General features: G+C 60.1%; 14 protein-coding genes. 12 read left to right on the top strand and 2 right to left on the bottom strand.

Annotated elements, in window-relative coordinates; all coding sequences use genetic code 11:
- Positions 1-693 precede the first annotated feature (693 nt).
- The 12 genes from RAH42_RS08955 (at position 694) to wecB (ending at position 12,620) form a co-directional block, all read left to right on the top strand.
- Complete coding sequence (locus RAH42_RS08955) at positions 694-1,026, top strand: cell envelope biogenesis protein TolA (RefSeq protein WP_078015346.1); 333 nt, start codon at positions 694-696, stop codon at positions 1,024-1,026.
- A complete protein-coding gene (locus RAH42_RS08950; protein ID WP_078015345.1) occupies positions 1,007-3,016 on the top strand; it encodes a V-type ATP synthase subunit I in 2,010 nt (669 codons plus the stop codon). The genes RAH42_RS08955 and RAH42_RS08950 overlap by 20 nt, the downstream gene beginning before the upstream one ends.
- A 49-nt stretch (positions 3,017-3,065) precedes the next feature.
- Entirely contained in the window at positions 3,066-3,542 is a 477-nt protein-coding gene (locus RAH42_RS08945) for a V-type ATP synthase subunit K (protein ID WP_009165698.1), read from the top strand.
- Positions 3,543-3,556: 14 nt separating this feature from the next.
- Positions 3,557-4,141 (top strand): V-type ATP synthase subunit E, encoded by a 585-nt coding sequence (locus tag RAH42_RS08940; RefSeq protein ID WP_078015344.1) that lies wholly within the window; start codon positions 3,557-3,559, stop codon positions 4,139-4,141.
- A gap of 167 nt (positions 4,142-4,308) precedes the next feature.
- Positions 4,309-5,166 carry a V-type ATPase subunit gene (locus RAH42_RS08935; protein ID WP_317539285.1) on the top strand — a complete coding sequence of 286 codons (858 nt, stop codon included), beginning with the start codon at positions 4,309-4,311 and terminating at the stop codon, positions 5,164-5,166.
- A gap of 16 nt (positions 5,167-5,182) precedes the next feature.
- On the top strand, positions 5,183-5,491 hold the full coding sequence (locus tag RAH42_RS08930; RefSeq protein ID WP_240496093.1) for a V-type ATP synthase subunit F: 309 nt from the start codon (positions 5,183-5,185) through the stop codon (positions 5,489-5,491).
- 24 nt (positions 5,492-5,515) lie between these two features.
- Positions 5,516-7,300, top strand: a complete 1,785-nt coding sequence (locus RAH42_RS08925; protein ID WP_078015342.1) for a V-type ATP synthase subunit A — start codon at positions 5,516-5,518, stop codon at positions 7,298-7,300.
- Positions 7,300-8,712 (top strand): V-type ATP synthase subunit B, encoded by a 1,413-nt coding sequence (locus RAH42_RS08920; protein ID WP_120371818.1) that lies wholly within the window; start codon positions 7,300-7,302, stop codon positions 8,710-8,712. Before RAH42_RS08925 ends, RAH42_RS08920 begins: the two co-directional genes overlap by 1 nt.
- A 15-nt stretch (positions 8,713-8,727) precedes the next feature.
- On the top strand, positions 8,728-9,351 hold the full coding sequence (locus RAH42_RS08915; RefSeq protein WP_120371819.1) for a V-type ATP synthase subunit D: 624 nt from the start codon (positions 8,728-8,730) through the stop codon (positions 9,349-9,351).
- Between the two features lie 310 nt (positions 9,352-9,661).
- Entirely contained in the window at positions 9,662-10,984 is a 1,323-nt protein-coding gene (locus tag RAH42_RS08910) for an RNA-binding domain-containing protein (protein ID WP_317540255.1), read from the top strand.
- A gap of 38 nt (positions 10,985-11,022) precedes the next feature.
- Positions 11,023-11,436 (top strand): S24 family peptidase, encoded by a 414-nt coding sequence (locus RAH42_RS08905; RefSeq protein ID WP_317539284.1) that lies wholly within the window; start codon positions 11,023-11,025, stop codon positions 11,434-11,436.
- Positions 11,437-11,525: 89 nt separating this feature from the next.
- Positions 11,526-12,620 carry a UDP-N-acetylglucosamine 2-epimerase (non-hydrolyzing) gene (wecB, locus tag RAH42_RS08900; protein ID WP_317539283.1) on the top strand — a complete coding sequence of 365 codons (1,095 nt, stop codon included), beginning with the start codon at positions 11,526-11,528 and terminating at the stop codon, positions 12,618-12,620.
- Between the two features lie 59 nt (positions 12,621-12,679).
- Here the strand turns inward: wecB and RAH42_RS08895 are convergent, their stop codons facing one another.
- Together RAH42_RS08895 and cls are read right to left on the bottom strand one after the other, a co-directional pair.
- Positions 12,680-12,889 (bottom strand): DUF1858 domain-containing protein, encoded by a 210-nt coding sequence (locus tag RAH42_RS08895; RefSeq protein WP_078015337.1) that lies wholly within the window; start codon positions 12,887-12,889, stop codon positions 12,680-12,682.
- 113 nt (positions 12,890-13,002) lie between these two features.
- Positions 13,003-14,463: a cardiolipin synthase gene (cls, locus tag RAH42_RS08890; protein ID WP_296427825.1), complete on the bottom strand. Its 1,461-nt coding sequence runs from the start codon at positions 14,461-14,463 to the stop codon at positions 13,003-13,005.
- Positions 14,464-14,517 lie beyond the last annotated feature (54 nt).

Genomic DNA, 14,517 nt, shown 5'->3' with positions numbered 1-14,517 from the left:
TGAAAAAGAGCCCTCGCTCTCTTTTGTGTACCTTGCGGTCGAAATCGTCGTGTCTCCTGAAAAGTGGACGCCGCATTTCGAAAAGCGAGGCCGGTCGCCGGAGAAAGACGGCGGCATTCGAAAAGTCGATGCTGGTTTTCGATAAAACGGCTTGACTGTGAGCGTTCGGCGTCCCGAAGGAGTCCTGCGCTCAGGACTCTCTCGGCGGCTGCGCAATCTGCGTGACTCGCTTTGCGGCTTCCCTTGGATGTTCTCGTTGTTCAGCGTTTCGACCAAGCAAGAAAGAGAATGAATTGCGGATGGCGCAAAAACATGAAAATTCATTTTAAATGATGATCATTGTTTTTGAGATCTATGTTATTGGTGAATGAACTAATTGAGCAAATCATTACTTATTACTCAAAGGTTATAAAGCTCCGGCTTTTTCCATGAAATTTGAATATGAAAACCTTTCAATTCTAAATTTGTGATTATTGACACATCATGCATGAAAATCTAAAATTATAAGAGCTTGGGCCTGCGTGAATGCACTGCACGGCCCCTGCATCTTGTCGTGTCCCGCGAGAACGCGACGGCGGCACCGTTTTTCCGGCAGGCCGCGGTGCTTCACGGGGCACGGCGGTCCGTTTAATTTCGGCAATGACTGCGATATTTTGCAGTGTTTTGTGACTGAAAAACGAAGGAGGTGAACGCATGTCTACCAATCTGACCGACGAGATCAGGAGCGTCGAAGCGGCGGCGGCTCAAAAAGTGGCCGACGCCAAAGCGGAAGCTCAGGATCTGGTTATCAGGACTCGCAACTCAGCTGCCCTTCGTGTAAAAGAGGCCAAACAGGCTCATTTCCGCGAGTACCGCTCCCGCCTTGCTCAGGTGGAAGCGGAAGCGGCGGAAAACGCCGCTCGGACGGTGGAACAGGGCAAGACCGAGGCTCGGCAGTTCGTAGAGTCTCATGAAGATGCGGTAAAGAAAACGGCTCAATGGCTGGCCGAAGAGGTGGTGTCTCAATATGGCCGTTGCTCGCGTTAAAAAAATCGAACTGTACGTGCACCGAACGGCCGTCGAAGAGGTGCTGTCGGTGCTTCAGGAGCGGGGGATCACTGAGATTTTCGCTGCTGAGAGGAACGCTGCCGAAGAGTCTTCCGCCCGTCCGGCGCGAAACGGCCGGGATTATGCGGCCGCTTTGAACGACGTGAATTACCTCGTCCGCTACCTTGCGCCGTACTATAAGGATCCCGTCGGGACGCTGGGGCGGATGCTGGGCGAGCGCGACGACGTCAGCGTGGAAAAACTGGCCGCCTTGGCCGAAAAAGTTGACGCCGGCGATCTGGCGGCGGAAGTCCGCAAGCGCGAGCGCCGTCTGACGGAGCTGCGGTCCGACGTGCAGCAGATCAAAACTTTGCAGCAGACTTTGTCGGGTCTGGGCGCTTTTGAACCGCCCCTCTCCATGATCACGGAAGGCAGCCGGATGGTGGCCGGATTCTTGGGCGCCGGACGCGCTGAGAACCTGCTGGAATGGAAAGACGCGGTGGAGGAGGCTTTTGGCGCCGACGCGGAGTGTTCCGTCTCGATCCCTCCGAAGGGAAGCCGCGATCCCGCCTGGGGCAGCGTGTTTTATTTGCGCGCGCTCGAGGACCGGCTTGCGGAGCTTTGCCTGAAACACAGCGTCACAAAGATCGATCTGCCTTCTTCCCTGACGGGAACCGTCGCCGAAGAACGGAAAAAACTTTCGGACCGGCTGGCCGCTCTCGGGCAGGAAGAGAAGTATTTCGTCAACTGGCTTCAGACTTTTACCGACGCTCATATGGACGAGATCCGCCGCCTTGGCGATTACCTGACGATCATGAAAAGGCGCCAGGACGCCGAGGAGGAGAGCGAGCGTACCGAGCAGGTCGTCCTGTTGCGGGGCTGGGTCCCCGACAGCAAAGCCGTGGAACTGGAACAAATCCTCGTCCCGTACGAAAAGGACGTCGATCTGCAGCTTTCGGAACCGGCGGAAAACGACGATCCGCCCATCGTGCTGGAGAACAGGGACTGCGCGAAACCGTTCGAGATGCTGACCATGCTGTACGGCGCGCCCGTGTACGGTTCGGTCGATCCGTCGTTTCCGATGATGCCGTTTTTCCTGCTGTTCTTCGGCATGTGCTACGCCGACGCCGGCTACGGCATCGTGATCACGGCCATCGCCGCGTACTTCCTCAAAAAGTATCGGAAAATGCCCGACGGCATCAAGAGGGCCCTGACCCTCGTGAAGTATTGCGGCATCGCCACGATCCTTTTCGGCGCGGTGACGGGCAGCTGGATGGGCGACATGATCGACGCCTTCCCCTTCCTGGGGTTCCTGCGTCCGGTGAAGAATCTGGTGACGCTGCTCGAACCCATGAAGGATCCCATGCTGCTGTTGGGTATTTCGCTGGCGTTGGGCATCGTCCACATCTACTACGGCATTTTGCTTGCCGCTTACGCCAATATCAGGGACGGTCGCTGGTTCGCCGCCTGCGCCGATCAGGGCGGCTGGCTGGTGCTCCTGACGGGGCTGCTGATCTTCGGCGTCGGCGCCTTTGCGGCGCCCGGAGTCGAGCCGCTGGGTAAAAATATGGCGATTGCCGGCGCCCTGATTCTGATCCTGACGCAGGGGCGCGAGAAGAAAGGTCTGATCGGCAAGTTCGTTTCCGGCGTGCTGAGCCTGTACAACGTCACCAGCTATCTGGGCGACGTGCTCAGCTACAGCCGCCTGCTGGCCCTCGGTCTGGTCGGCGGCGCCGTGGCGATGATCATCAACCTGATGTCCAAGCTCTGCGGCGGCACGGCTTACGTGGGCTGGATCCTGGCGCTGCTGATCTTCTTCGGCGGGCACGTTTTCAGCATGGTGATCAACATTCTGGGCGCGTTCGTGCACCCGCTGCGACTGCAGTACGTGGAGTTCTTCGGCAAGTTCTACAACAGCGGCGGGACGGCTTTCGATCCCTTCTGCTACAGATCGAACTATGTCAACGTGACTGGCCGCAAGGAAGCCTAGCTCCTGCGCCGGTTGAAAATTACCCAAACTTTGAGGGGAGTGTCGTTTAATGGATTATCTTGGTATCGCTTTTGTTGTGCTTGGCGCGGCTTTGGCCGCCGGTATGGCGGGCATCGGTTCGGCTATTGGCGTCGGTATCGCCGGTGAAGTCGGCGCCGGCGTGATGACTGAAGATCCCGGCAAGTTCGGTCTTGTGCTGATGCTGCAGGCTCTGCCCGGAACGCAGGGCATTTACGGCCTGCTGATCGCCTTCTTCGCCATGCTGAAGGTCGGGCTGGTCGGCGGTTCCGCCGTTCCCTGCGACTGGGTGCACGGTCTGGCCGTCATGTTCGCCTGCCTGCCTATCGCCTTGGGCGGCTGGATCTCGGCCATTTCGCAGGGAAAAACTTCGGCCGCCTGCATCCAGATGATCGCCAAGCAGCCCGGCGAAGCCGGCAAGGCCGTTATCCTTCCGGCTATGGTCGAGACGTACGCGGTGCTTGCCCTCCTCGTCAGCATCCTTTTGATGAACGGCATCAGCCTGTAAGCCTGGTTCGAACCATGGCACTCGCTGACATCAGGAAGAAAATCGAACAGGACGCGGCCAGTGAGGCCGCGAAACTGCTCGACGAGGCCCGAAAGCAGGCCGACGTTCTGAACGCGGACGCCGACGCCGAAATTTCCAAAAGCAAGAAGTATTACGACGGCCTGTACGCCGCCGAAGCTCCCGAAGTGCGCCGCCGTGCCCAGATCATCGCGAATCTGGACGTGAAAAAGCTCCGTCTCGGCGCCAAGCAGGAGCTGATCGGCCGTAGTTTCGACGGCGCGCTGGCGCGCCTCTGCAAGCTGGCCGGCGACAAATATCTTGCGTTCATGGAAAAGCTTCTCGATCAGGCGGTCAGCAGCGGCGACGAGGAACTGCTCGTGGCTGCCGGCGAGAAGCGCATCGATCAGACCTGGCTCGACAAATACAACGCTTCCCGGGACAAAAAGCTGACGCTTTCCGCCGAGAAAGCGGACGTCAAAGGCGGCTTTATCCTTCGCAAGGGTAGGATCAGCACGAACTGTTCCTTGGAAACCCTGATCCACTGGCTCAAGGACGAACTGGAGTCCGACGTCGTCAAACGGCTGTTTGACGCGGAGTAGGGTGGTGTGATCATGGCCCCGAAGGAGCGGTATGGTTACGCTGTAGCGCGTCTGAGGGCGCTTGAGAACCGTCTGCTTGACGAGTCAGTCCTCCAGAGGATGATCGACTGCGACACGCTGGAGGGGCTGTAAAAGTTCTCGGAGAAACTCCCTATTCGGCTTGGCTGATGGAGCTGAAATCGCCGTTGGAATTCGACCGGGCGATCGAGGCGGAACTTCACCACAGCTATACGGAAATCGGGGCGTTCGTTCCCGACCGTGAGCTGGTCAGTCTGCTGCGTCTGGTCTACGACGTGCACAACGTCAAAACGCTGCTGAAAAGCCAGTTCCTGACGGTTCGGGGGGAAAAACGCCGTCTCGATCTGCTCACTTCTCTCGGCAACATCGACACGGATAAGCTGATCCTGGCCATCGAAGGAGAGGAGTACTGGGAGCTTCCGTACGGATTCAACCAGGCGATCCCCGAAGCCCTTGCGGCATGGGAGCAGACGCACAACGCTCTTGCGGCGGAGAAGATCCTCGACGGCGTGTATTTCAAAGCGCTGCGGGAAGTCGCCGCAAAGCTCGGCATGGAGCGGGTGGAAAACTGGGTTCGCTGCCGCATCGACGGCGAGAACCTGAAAACGCTCCTGCGCCTTTCGCGCATCGACATGGATCATGGAACGGCCGCGTCTTTCCTTCACGAAGGCGGCTCGCTTCCGATCAACCGGCTGACGCCGCTTGTGACCGAACCGGTGGAAAACTGGGGGCGCCTGCTGGCTTTCGCCGACATCGGCGCGCTGTTGGCTCCTTTTTCGGAAGGAGAAAGCTTCAACAGCCTTCTCGTGCAGTACGAGAAGGAATTGGACAATTTCATCACCGGCGCGATCGCCAAGAGCCGTTTCGGCGCGTTCGAACCGGGCAACGTGGTCCGTTACCTCTGGACCAAGGAAATAGAAGCCAAAAACTTGCGGGTGGTGCTCGTTTCCGTCGCCAACGGAGTCGAGAAGGACGCCATAAGGGGGTTGCTGCGCGATGTCCGCTGATGCCGGAAGAAAGAAAATGGCGGCTGTTGGGAGCTACGACACCGTGCTTCCCTTTCAGGCCGTCGGCGTGCGCCCCTTTCCCGTCGAGAGCGACGAAGAGATTGCCGAGACCGTGAGCCGTCTGGCCCGCGAAGACTACGGCGTGATCTTCGTCGAAGAGCGGCAGTTCGTCGCTCAGGCTTCTCTGATCGACCGGCTCGTTCAGGAATACGCGGCCAGCATCATTCCCATCCCCGGGATCCGCGGATCCATCGGCGTGGGGCTGAGCGCGGTGCGCAGCAGCGTCGAACGGGCGGTCGGCATGGATATTTTCGCAGAGAAATAGTGAATTCACCTGGAGGCGATTGTTTTGGCCACGGATAAAAATGTAAAAGGCACGATCGAACGTATATCCGGACCTCTGGTCGTCGCGAAGGGGATGACCGGCGCGAGCATGTACGAAGTGGCGCGCGTCGGCGACATCGGCCTGGTCGGGGAAATCATCGAACTCAACGGTGATCTCGCCTCGATCCAGGTCTACGAGGAGACGTCAGGTCTCCGTCCCGGCGAGCCCGCTGTGGGCACCGGCGAACCCCTGAGCGTTGAACTGGGCCCCGGTCTTATCGAACAGTTCTATGACGGCATTCAGCGTCCTCTGAAGGCGATCGAAGAAGCGTCGAAGAGCGTCTTCATCGCCAGAGGCATCAGCGTTTCAGCGCTCGATCACGAGAAACTCTGGCAGTTCGAGCCGAGAGTTTCCGTTGGCGACGAAGTGAGCGAGGGCGACGTCCTTGGCGTCGTCCAAGAGACCGTTCTTGTGGAGCACCGCATCATGGTCCCCAACGGGATCAGCGGCAAGGTCGTCTCCGTCGAGTCCGGCGAGTTCAACGTCGACGCCGTGATCGCCGTGATCGACGACGGCAAGGAGAAACATGGCGTTTCCATGCTGCGTCGCTGGCCCGTGCGCCGCGGCCGCCCCGTCGCCAAGAAGCTGCCGCCCGTCACGCCGCTGACGACCGGCCAGCGCGTCGTCGACACGTTCTTCCCCATCGCCATGGGCGGCACGGCCTGCGTGCCCGGCCCGTTCGGCTCGGGCAAGACGGTCATCCAGCACCAGCTTGCCAAGTGGGCCGAAGCCCAGATCGTCGTTTACATCGGCTGCGGCGAGCGCGGCAACGAGATGACCGACGTTCTGCGCGAGTTCCCCGAGCTGAAGGATCCCCGTTCCGGCCAGCCGCTGATGAAGCGTACCGTGCTGATCGCGAACACGTCAAACATGCCGGTCGCGGCCCGCGAAGCCAGCGTTTACACGGGGATTTCCATCGCCGAGTACTATCGCGACATGGGTTATTCCGTGGCGCTGATGGCCGATTCCACCAGCCGCTGGGCCGAAGCCCTGCGCGAGATGTCCGGCCGTCTGGAAGAAATGCCCGGCGAAGAAGGCTATCCCGCCTATCTGGGCACGCGTCTGGCCTCGTTCTACGAGCGCGCCGGCCGCGCGATCTGCCTGGGCGGCGACGGCCGCGAGGGATCGGTTTCCGTCATCGGGGCCGTTTCGCCTCCCGGCGGCGACCTTTCCGAACCCGTTACGCAGAACACGCTGCGCGTGACCAAGGTCTTCTGGGGACTGGACGCCAATCTGGCCTATCAGCGCCACTTCCCGGCCATCAACTGGCTGAACAGTTACTCGCTGTACACGAAGAAGCTTGACGAGTATTGGGACGCCAAGTTCGACGCCGAGTGGACGCCCACGCGCGTCGAGGCCATGACGCTGCTCGAAGAGGAGTCCTCGCTGAAGGAGATCGTACAGCTGGTCGGCATGGACGCCCTGTCGCGCAACGAGCGCATGACCATGGAAACGGCCAAGTCGCTGCGCGAGGACTTCCTGCACCAGAACGCCTTCAGCGACGTGGACACGTACACGTCGATGGAAAAACAGTTCAGGATGCTTTCGACGATCCTCAAGTTCCATCACGCCGGACTGGAAGCTTTGCAGAGCGGCGCCGAGATGAACAAGCTCTTCAACCTGCCCGTGCGCGAGAAGATCGCCCGCATGGGGCTGGTCGGCGAGCAGGAACTCGAAAAGATCGACGCGCTCGAAGGCGAAATGAGAGACGAAATTGCCCAGCTTCTCGCGTCAGGAGGCGATAAATAATGAACCTGCCAGTTGAATACAGAACCGTAAGCAGCCTTGCGGGCCCCCTTCTGGTCGTCGAGAGCGTCAAGGAAGTTCCCTACGATTCTCTGGTCGAAGTCGCGCTGCCCGACGGCTCCCGCCGCCGCGGCAAAGTGCTGGAGACCGATTCCGGCCGCGCCGTCGTGCAGGTTTTCGAGGGCACCGACGGCCTCGACGTCGACACCGCCTCCGTGACCTTCCTCGGCAAATCGCTGGAACTGCCCGTCTCCGAAGACATGCTCGGCCGCGTCTTCAACGGCCGCGGCGATCCCATCGACGGCGGCGCGCCCATCATCGCCGAGAAAAACATCGACGTGAACGGACTGGCCATGAATCCCTACTCGCGCGATTATCCCGACGAGTTCATCCAGACCGGCATCAGCACCATCGACGGCATGAACCCCATGGTCCGCGGCCAGAAGCTGCCCATTTTCTCCGCTTCCGGACTGCCTCACAACCGCATGGCCGCCCAGCTGGCCCGTCAGGCGAACGTCATCGGCGGCGGCAGCGAGAAGTTCGCCGTCGTGTTCGCCGCCATGGGCATCACCTTCGAGGAAGCCGCCTTCTTCATGGAAGACTTCCGCAAGACCGGCGCCCTCGACCGCACCGTCATGTACGTCAACCTCGCCAACGACCCCGCCGTCGAGCGCATTTACACGCCCAAGCTGGCGCTGACCGCCGCCGAGTATCTGGCGTTCGAGAAGAACATGCACGTCCTCGTCATCCTCACCGACTTGACGAACTACTGCGAGGCCCTGCGCGAGATCTCCGCCGCCCGCAAGGAAGTTCCCGGCCGCCGCGGCTATCCCGGCTACCTCTACACCGACCTCGCCACCATGTACGAGCGCGCCGGCCGCGTCAAGGGCAGCACCGGCTCCATCACCCAGGTGCCCATCCTCACCATGCCCGAAGACGACAAGACCCACCCCATCCCCGACCTCACCGGCTACATTACCGAGGGGCAGATCATCCTCAGCCGCAACCTGCACCGCACCGGCATCTATCCGCCCGTGGACGTGATGCCGTCGCTGTCGCGCCTGAAGGACAAGGGCATCGGCGAAGGCAAGACCCGCGAGGATCACGCCGACCTGATGAACCAGCTCTTCGCCGCTTATGCCCGCGGCAAGGAAGCCAAGGAACTGGCCGTCATCCTCGGCGAAGGCGCTCTGAGCGACGACGACAAGGCGTTCGCCAAATTCGCCTCGCGCTTCGAGGACGAGTACGTCCGTCAGGGCGAATACGAAAACCGCACCGTCGAGACGACCCTCGGACTGGGCTGGAAACTCCTGAACATGGTTCCCGTCAAGGAACTGAAACGCGTCAAGGACAAGTACATCCAGAAATACCTGATGCCGCTGAAGGAAAAAGAAAACCCAGAGGAAAAGGCGTAAGGGAGGGGGATCGCAATGGCACGTGTGAACGTGAACCCCAACCGAATGGAGCTTTCGCGGCTCAAGAAACGTCTCGCCGTCGCCCAGCGCGGCCATAAGCTGCTCAAGGACAAGCAGGACGCCCTGATCAAAGCCTTCCTCGAAAAAGCCCGCGCGGTCAAGGCCACCCGCGAGAAAGTGGAAAGCGAGCTCGTCTCGTGCTACCGCAGCTTCCTCATGGCCCGCGCCCAGACCCTGCCGGCCATGCTCGAACAGGCTCTGATGATCTCCGGCAGCACCTGCACCCTCGACGTCGCCACGCGGAACGTCATGAGCGTCATCGTGCCCGAGTACGAAGTCCATCAGGAGGGCAGCACCTTCAACTACGGCATGGCGACCACGCCGGCCAGCCTCGACGTGGCCCTCGAAGACTTTTCCAAAGTCATTCCCGGGCTGCTCCAGCTTGCCGCCGACGAAAAGGCCGTCGCCCTGATGTCGACCGAAATCGAGCGCACCCGCCGCCGCGTCAACGCCCTCGAGCACGTCATGATCCCCAACTACGCCGAGACCATCAAATACATCTCGATGAAGCTGGACGAACAGGCCCGCTCGACCACGAGCCAGCTGATGAAAGTCAAGGAAATCGTCAGCGAACACTGAAACGGCACAAACAAAAATGCCACCCGTCGAACGGCGGGCGGCATTTTTGTTTGTGCTTGCGAAACGGCTGAGTGCGGGGCGACATCCGATGCGCGTACCGGCGTGCCTATTCCACCAAAACGCTGAGTTTTCGTTTTCGCGGAATAGGAGATTGAGTTCATGTTTATGGGGAAGTGCCCGTCCATATTTTTTCTATTCGTTTTGCCTGATTCTAATCATTTTTTCCTCCCAGATTCTAACCACTTTATTGCCAAAATGGTTAGAATTGGGTAGAATTGGTTAGAAAGAACAGAAACGTGAGGTGGAAAAAATGACCGGCGAAAGTCTGACTGTAGAATACAAGCGAGAATACTTCGACGAGATCAAAAAGACGATCATCGCCTTTGCCAACACCGACGGCGGCGAACTGCTGATCGGTGTGGACGACGATGGAACGGTGCTCGGCGTGGACGATCCTGACGACGTGATGCTGAAAGTGACGAACAGCGCCCGCGACACTATCAAGCCCGATGTGACCATGTTCATGCGCGTTGAAACGCGTGTTATCCAGGGGAAAAAAGTCGTTGCCGCGAGCGTGCAGAGGGGAACGGCTTGCCCATATTACCTGAGCGCGAAGGGAGTACGCCCTGAAGGCGTCTATGTGCGGCAGGGCGCATCCACCGTGCCGGCTACGGAAAGCGCGATCCTGAAGATGATCCTCGAAACCAGCGGCGACAGCTTTGAAGACGCTCGTTCGCTGATCCAGACGCTGACGTTCCACAGCGTCCAAAAGACATTTGCCGAAGAAAAAGTCGCGTTCGGCGAAACGCAGAAGCGTACCCTTGGCCTCATCGGCGAAGACGGCGCGTATACCAATCTTGGCCTGCTCCTTTCTGATCAGTGCCAGCATACCATCAAGCTGGCCGTCTTTCAGGGCAGCACAAAGAACACGCTGTTCAAAGACCGCGCCGAATTTTCGGGGTCGCTGTTTGACCAGCTTGATGATGCCTACGTCACGATCGACCGCTATAACGCGACGTGCGCCGAGTTCAAAGGACTCAAACGCATCGACACTCGCGACTATCCGCCCGAAGCCGTGCGCGAAGCCCTGCTCAACGCCGTTGTGCACCGCGATTATTCGTACAGCGGCTCAACACTGATCAGCATTTACGATGACCGCATTGAGTTCCTCTCCCTCGGCGGTCTTGCCAAAGGCATTGCCAAAAGCGACGTGATGATGGGTGTTTCCGTCCCGCGCAACAAAAAACTGGCCAACGTGTTCTACCGCCTGCACCTGATCGAAGCGTTCGGGACGGGAATGCTCAAAATTAAAGAGAGCTACGACGGCCGCCCTCTGCAGGACTTTATCGAGATATCCGACAACGCGTTCAAGATCACCCTGCCGAACGTGAACGCGCAGCGCCAGAATAGCGAAACGGAACGGCTGCAGACGCGCCCCTTCCAGCCGCTTGAACAGCAGATAATGGACTATATAAAAACCCGTGACAGTGCCACGCGCGCCGAAGTGCAAAAGGCGCTGGGCCTGTCGCAGAGTGCGGCGGGGAGAAAACTGAGAGAGCTTGTTGTGAGCGGCATGCTTATGAGGAACGGAGAAGGAAGAAGTACTGCATACTCAATGAAAAAAGAGTCGTGAATGAATCGAAATAACTCGGGATAACAGAGTGCCAGTTGATGAAAAGAGAACTCGGGACCAGCGGCTCAGCCGGCGGTCCTGAGTTTGACTGCGACGATCGTTTCGCGCTGCCACGCACGTTTGTCGGGGCGGTGGCGGAGAGCGTCGAAAGGATGCCTTTCGTGGTCCAGGTCGAGGGCGACAGCATGGCGAACGCGCGTATCTGCGGCGATTCGTATGCGGTCGTCAATCCGGCGGAAGAAATCCTCGACGGCGACGCGGCGCTGGTGAAAGTCGGCTCGAGATACGTGATCCGCTGGCTGTACTGGAAGGCGAACGGCGGCTGTGAACTGCGGGCGGCGTCGGAGAAGTTTCCCGAGATGTCGCTTGACGCGGCGCAGCTGCGCGGCGCGGTGCCGTCGGTGCTCGACAAGGTGATGTGGACTTTTTCGCGCCCGCTGGTGGGGCTGTAAAACGAAAGCGTGAAACTGCGGCTTCGATAAGCCGGGAGTTTCACGCTTTTTTTGTGTATAATTGATGCGACACAGAGGGGTGTGATGCCATGAAAAAACGGATCGTTCTCGCGTTCGGCACGCGGCCGGAGGCGGTCAAGATGGCGCCGGTGTATCTGGCGCTGGCGCGCAGCGGCGCGCTGGAGCCGGTGATTTTGCTGACCGGGCAGCACAGGACGCAGCTCGAACAGGCGCTTTCCATCTTCGGCGTGCCGCACGAGCGCAATCTGGACGTGATGACCGAGCGGCAGACGCTGCCGGAATTGGCGGCGCGGATCTTGCCGCAGGCGGCGGCGGCGTTTCGCGAGCTGGAGGCCGATTACGTGCTGGTGCACGGCGACACGCTGACGACGTTCGTCTCGGCATGGGCGGCGTTTCTGGAGCGGATCCCGGTCGGGCACGTGGAGGCGGGGCTGCGCAGCGGCTCGATGAGCGAGCCGTTTCCGGAGGAAGCCAACCGCGTGCTGACCGACGCGCTGTGCGACACGTTCTTCGCGCCGACGGAAGGCGCGCGCGCCAATCTGTTAAAGGGCGGCGCGCCCCCGGCGCGCGTTTTCGTGACGGGACAGACGGCGGTCGACGCGATCCTTTTTGCCTCGAAAAAAGGAGTTTTGCCCGACGGCGTGCCCGATCTTGGCCCGGTCGTGACGGTGACGCTGCACCGGCGCGAAAACTGGCCCGTGCTGAACGAGCTGGCGCGGCGTCTGGCCGATGTGGCGCGCGCTCGCGCGGAGTGGACGTTCGTGTTCCCGGTCCATCTCAATCCCGTGGTGCGCGAGGCGGTGGTGCCGCCGCTGTCGGGCGTGGAAAACGTGAAGCTCGTCGAGCCGCTGGAATACGGCTGCATGGCGGCGCTGCTGGCGCGCAGCCGTTTGATCCTGACGGACTCGGGCGGTCTGCAGGAGGAGGGGGCGTCGCTGGGCGTACCGGTGGCGGTGGTGCGCAACGTCACGGAGCGCCCGGAGGGCGTGGAAGCGGGGATCGTGACGCTGCTTGGCAACGATCCGGCGCTCGCCATGGATCGATTTGCGGCGCTGATAGACGACGAACCCCGCCTCGACCGCATGGCTTCCGCGCGGAATCCCTACGGCGACGGGCGCGCTTGCGAACGGATCGCCGCGGCGCTGGAACGTCGGCTGGCCTGATTCTTAAAACAAAAGGACTCCCAAAGGCAAATCGCTTTCGGGAGTCCTTTTGTGTGTCGTCAGTCCTCGATACCGTTGGCCTTGAGAACTTCGTTCAGGCCGCTGACGAGATCGTCGGGGTCGATGCCGTGGGCCATGGCGCCCTCTTCGAGGCTTTCGGCGTGGGAGATCGCGCAGCCGATGCAGCCCATGCCGGACAGCATCAGGGGCTGGACGACCTGCGGATACTTGTCGACGATGTCGGCGATCAGCATATCCTTGGTGATCATATCAATGCACTTCCTTTTCGTTAAACAGCAGATTGAATTCGGTCAGATTATATCCGAAGGAATCGCAAATGTACAGTTATTTCTGATTGTAATACTTATGTATGGGCGCCAGGTCACAGCAACGGGCTCAGCAGCTTGGTGACCGACTCGAGCGCCATGGAAACGTGACCGCGTTTTCCCCATTCGTCCTGCGTAAGGCGGTGGGAGTCGCAGATGTAAAGTCCCTGCACGCGGTGGATGCCGAAATTCTCCTGCACGCCGTAGAGGATCATGTTGATCTCGAAATTGAGGGAGAACGAACGGATGTCGAAGTTGCTCGAACCGACGAAGCCGAGGTTGTCGTCCACGGTGACGGTTTTAGCGTGGAGCAGCCCCTTGTCGTAAAGGTACACTTCGACGCCGAGGCGGAGAAAATCCTCGTAATACGCGCGCGAGGCGTAACCGGCGATGATCTGGTCCGACCGGGCCGGCGTCACCAGTCTGACTTTGACGCCGCGCAGGCGGGCGACTTCGATGGCCTGGAGCATGCCCTCGTCGGGGATCAGATAGGGCGTGGTGATCGTCACCTGTTCCTGGGCGCCGATGATGGAGGCGATGATGAGCCGCTGATAGTTTTCGGTCTGGTAGGAGGGGCCGCTCGGCACCGTCTGCAGGCACGACGGCCCCGAGAAGTTATCGTTGGCGGAGAACAGGTGCGCGGTGTCGAGTCGCTCGCCGGTCTCGACATACCAGTCCTCGATGAAGACGCTCTCCAACTGACGCACGACCGGGCCGCGGAAGCGCAGGCTGACGTCTTTCCAGATCAGCTTGCCGAAGCGGCCGTAGCTGGGTTCGGTGACGTTGTGCGAACCGGTGACGGCGACGCGGCTGTCGAAGACGGCGAGCTTGCGGTGGTTGCGCAGGTCGAAGCGGGCCGCTTTGGCGCGGTAGATGCGCACGGGAAGGGCTTCCTCCACCTGGACGCCGTCGCGCTGGATGTCTTCTCTCAGAGAACTGCGCAGGAATTCGCGCGAGCCCACGGAATCGAGGAGCAGCCGCACAGTGACGCCGCGCCGGGCCGCCCGCCGGCAGGCGTTGACCACCTTGCGTCCCTGAGAATCGTCGGCGAAAATGTAGTAAAGCAGGTCGATCTCGCTGGCGGCGGCGTCGATCTCGTCGACGAGCGTATCGATGAAATCGACGGCTTCGGTGACGTACTGCACCGTGTTGCCCTGAACGGCACTCAGATATCCCAGATTCTGAGCCAGATTGGCGGTGGCCTGGAGCGACGGCGGCAGCTGCGGCGAAATGGCGCCCGGCAGTTCGGAATGCATCATGCGCGCGCGGATGTCGTGAAAATACGAGAGCATGGCGTTGTGGCGTTCCATGCGGCGCGACGGCAGCACGTTGGTGCCGAGGATGGAGTAGGCGATCATGCCCGGCCACGGCCAGAGCAGGATCACCAGCAGCCACGCCGTGGCCGTAGAAGGATTGTGCCGCTGGGGGATGATCACCAGCGCGGAGAGGCGGACGATGAACGATACGATGTCCAGCCCGGTGAGGAAGAAAATGCTGAGCCCCTGACCCCACGTCATCAAAATCAGTCCTTTATGCAAAGAGCGATATGAGGAAAACGCATTTATCATAAC

It is taken from the genome of Pyramidobacter sp. YE332, from assembly GCF_033060595.1.
Lineage (GTDB): Bacteria > Synergistota > Synergistia > Synergistales > Dethiosulfovibrionaceae > Pyramidobacter.
Note: the sequence above shows the minus strand (reverse complement) of the source record. Positions and strands in the feature narration are given on the sequence as shown.

Coding starts and splice junctions, on each gene's coding strand:
- RAH42_RS08955 (WP_078015346.1), top strand. CDS start 694: ATGTCTACCAATCTGACCGACGAGATCAGGAGCGTCGAAGCGGCGGCG.
- RAH42_RS08950 (WP_078015345.1), top strand. CDS start 1,007: ATGGCCGTTGCTCGCGTTAAAAAAATCGAACTGTACGTGCACCGAACG.
- RAH42_RS08945 (WP_009165698.1), top strand. CDS start 3,066: ATGGATTATCTTGGTATCGCTTTTGTTGTGCTTGGCGCGGCTTTGGCC.
- RAH42_RS08940 (WP_078015344.1), top strand. CDS start 3,557: ATGGCACTCGCTGACATCAGGAAGAAAATCGAACAGGACGCGGCCAGT.
- RAH42_RS08935 (WP_317539285.1), top strand. CDS start 4,309: ATGGAGCTGAAATCGCCGTTGGAATTCGACCGGGCGATCGAGGCGGAA.
- RAH42_RS08930 (WP_240496093.1), top strand. CDS start 5,183: ATGGCGGCTGTTGGGAGCTACGACACCGTGCTTCCCTTTCAGGCCGTC.
- RAH42_RS08920 (WP_120371818.1), top strand. CDS start 7,300: ATGAACCTGCCAGTTGAATACAGAACCGTAAGCAGCCTTGCGGGCCCC.
- RAH42_RS08915 (WP_120371819.1), top strand. CDS start 8,728: ATGGCACGTGTGAACGTGAACCCCAACCGAATGGAGCTTTCGCGGCTC.
- RAH42_RS08910 (WP_317540255.1), top strand. CDS start 9,662: ATGACCGGCGAAAGTCTGACTGTAGAATACAAGCGAGAATACTTCGAC.
- RAH42_RS08905 (WP_317539284.1), top strand. CDS start 11,023: ATGAAAAGAGAACTCGGGACCAGCGGCTCAGCCGGCGGTCCTGAGTTT.
- wecB (WP_317539283.1), top strand. CDS start 11,526: ATGAAAAAACGGATCGTTCTCGCGTTCGGCACGCGGCCGGAGGCGGTC.
- RAH42_RS08895 (WP_078015337.1), bottom strand. CDS start 12,889: ATGATCACCAAGGATATGCTGATCGCCGACATCGTCGACAAGTATCCG.
- cls (WP_296427825.1), bottom strand. CDS start 14,463: ATGACGTGGGGTCAGGGGCTCAGCATTTTCTTCCTCACCGGGCTGGAC.